This is a genomic window from Arthrobacter sp. Hiyo1 (assembly GCF_001263615.2).
Lineage (GTDB): Bacteria > Actinomycetota > Actinomycetes > Actinomycetales > Micrococcaceae > Arthrobacter.
Genome location: NZ_DF952472.1, coordinates 360403 through 362879 on the forward strand (window position 1 = coordinate 360403; position 2477 = coordinate 362879).

General features: G+C 65.9%; 1 protein-coding gene and 1 pseudogene. One reads left to right on the top strand and one right to left on the bottom strand.

Features of this window, described 5'->3' with window-relative positions:
* Nucleotides 1–1955: pseudogene (locus AHiyo1_RS15230) on the bottom strand (S41 family peptidase); the annotation flags it as partial.
* Nucleotides 1956–2039: 84 nt separating this feature from the next.
* Between AHiyo1_RS15230 and AHiyo1_RS15235 the strand changes: the two are divergent.
* The coding region (locus AHiyo1_RS15235; protein ID WP_113990677.1) for an NAD-dependent epimerase/dehydratase family protein at nucleotides 2040–2477 on the top strand (438 nt) is incomplete at its 3' end.

Consider the following 2477-nt stretch of genomic DNA (forward strand, 5'->3'; position numbering starts at 1 on the left):
CGCCGATGACGCGCAACGGCAGGCCCTCACGGTCCACCCGGACCGTGACGGCGGTTCCGGCACCATCCCCGGTACCGTCCTTCTCGCGTTCCTTGCGCCGTTCTCCCTTCGGGTACGGCGTCCGCTTCCTCCTCGTCCAGCATGTCCACGACCGGGCCGAAAGGCGAAGGAGTGGCTGCAGCGAGTGCCACAAGGTACGGCTTGATGGGGCTGGGGAACGACAGGTCGAAGGCATGGCCGTCGTACACGGGATCGAAGCTGCGGTTCGAGAGGAACGCCAGAAATTTTCCGTCGGGAGTGAAGGCCGGCGATTCGTCGCAGAAGCGGCCGTCCGTGACCTCCACGATGTCTCCAGGGTTGGCGGTGTTGACCATGCGCAACTTGCTCCGTGAGCCGAAGGATGTCACAGGCTCTGACCATGCGAGCCATTGCGAGTCCGGCGACCACGCGAGGCCGTCAATGCTGCCGTCCCCTACGCTGACAAGCCGCGACAAGGTGCCATTGGCAGTGTCGGCCAGGTAAACGTCCCCGAACGCGGTACCCACGGCAAGCCACTTGCCATCGGGACTGGCTTCGAGGGCGCTCGGACGGGCTGCCCTGGGGAAATCGATCCTCAGGAAGTCGAGCCGTGGCTCTTCGGCTCCGCCACGTGTGGCGCTCATCGGTGCAGTCACGCTATCCGCGGACGCCGGAGCTGGCTCCGCGTGCGGTTCCTGCAGCCGAACCCCGGACGTCTCGGGCTGTCCCGTGATCGCCGATGCCGAGACGGGGCGGGGCAGTTGTCCGGCGCCGTCCTCTTCACCTTCGCGTCGGGCGGGTGCGGCGTCCTGGACTGGTGCTTCGACCGCCGGTTGCGACAAGCGCGGGGCAATCCTCTTGATGTAGATGGCGTCGACGCCGTCATGGTCCGCTACGTAGGCGATACGACCGTCAATAAGGGGCCGGGGAAGCCGTGCCCGCACGCCGGGAGTCGCTTCGACAACGCGGGACGGTCCGTCTTTGTGGCGCAGCCAGTGGATGGTTCCGTGGGATTCCACAGCGCTTGCCGAACCGGCCGCGTTGGGGAAGACGTCGCCCAAGTGGGCGGCGACTTTGAGGGGTGCCGGCCGCCGCGACTGGGATGCCGAGCCCAGGCTGACGTCAAGCCGTACTGCCTCGGCGTCGGACTCAAGACTCGGCAGGATCCACAACTCGCCAGCCGATTCGAAGATGACCCGCTTGCCGTCGCTCGCGGCGTGCCGGACGTAGAAGTCCTCGTGATCGGTGTGCCGGCGCAGGTCCGAACCGTCCGGCCGCACCGAGTAAAGATTTCCGTAGCCCTCGTGATCCGAGAGGAAGGCGATCCGTCCGCCTACCCACAGCGGGTCCGCGAGGTTCCCGTCGAGCCCGGAAAGCAAGCGGGCGAACTCGCCGTTCCCGTCGGCGTCGATCCACAATTTACCGGCGGTACCGCCACGGTACCGCTTCCACCAGGCAGGCTCGCGCGAGAGCACACTGGCAAGGACAACGGGTCGCTCGTCCCCCACTTCCGGGCCGAACGCCACCGATTCGACGGGGCCGAAAGGAAGCTCGACGGCGGGGCCGCCGTCGAACGGCAAGGCGTAAGCATGCGTGTGCCGCCCCTCGGCCTGTTCAAAAGCCGTCGTGACCACAACGTCGCCTGAGGAGGTGAATCCCTTGACACGGGTGGTGCTGTGACCGAAGTAGCTCAACTGCCGGTACCCGCCGCCGTCGACGTTCGCTGTCACCACCTCGGGAGCAGCCCCGACGATCGTCGTCCACACAAGCCGCTTGCCGTCCGGGGTGAAGCGGGGATTGCGCGCAGGGAGCTGCTGGGCCGAAATCCGCCACGCGCGGCCTCCGGCCACGGGCGCAATCCAAACGTCGTCTTCGGCCACGAAGGTGATCAAATCACCGTGCAAATGCGGGAAACGGAAGTAGCTGGAGGAGGTCATTGTTCGATCATAGTCAAAGGAGTCGCGAGGGCTTTTGAGGCCTGCCGTAATGCCGGAGTGATGCTTGCCATGATGAGATAGGGCATGCGAATCGTGATATCGGGTGCCTCGGGATTCATCGGAACTGCGCTCTCCGCGCATCTCCTCGGCAGCGGGCACGACGTCGTCCGGCTGGTTCGCCGCCCGCCTGAAGGAACCGGCGAAGCCTCTTGGGATCCGGCCGCGGGCCAACTGGATGAGGCGGTACTCGATGGCGCAGACGCTGTGGTCAACCTCTCCGGTGCAGGCATCGGGGAGCGGCGCTGGACCAAAGCACGCGTGCGCGAAATTATCGACTCACGATTGCGGACCACAAAAACTCTCACGGCAGCCATGGGACGGCTGGGAACTCCGCCCGGAACATTCCTGAGCCAGTCAGCCTCGGGTTATTACGGCTCGTCTCGTGCCGGCCTGCTCCGGGAAGACGCGGGGCCAGGCAAAGGCATGCTGGCCACCCTGTGCGTCGATTGGGAGGCCGCCGCC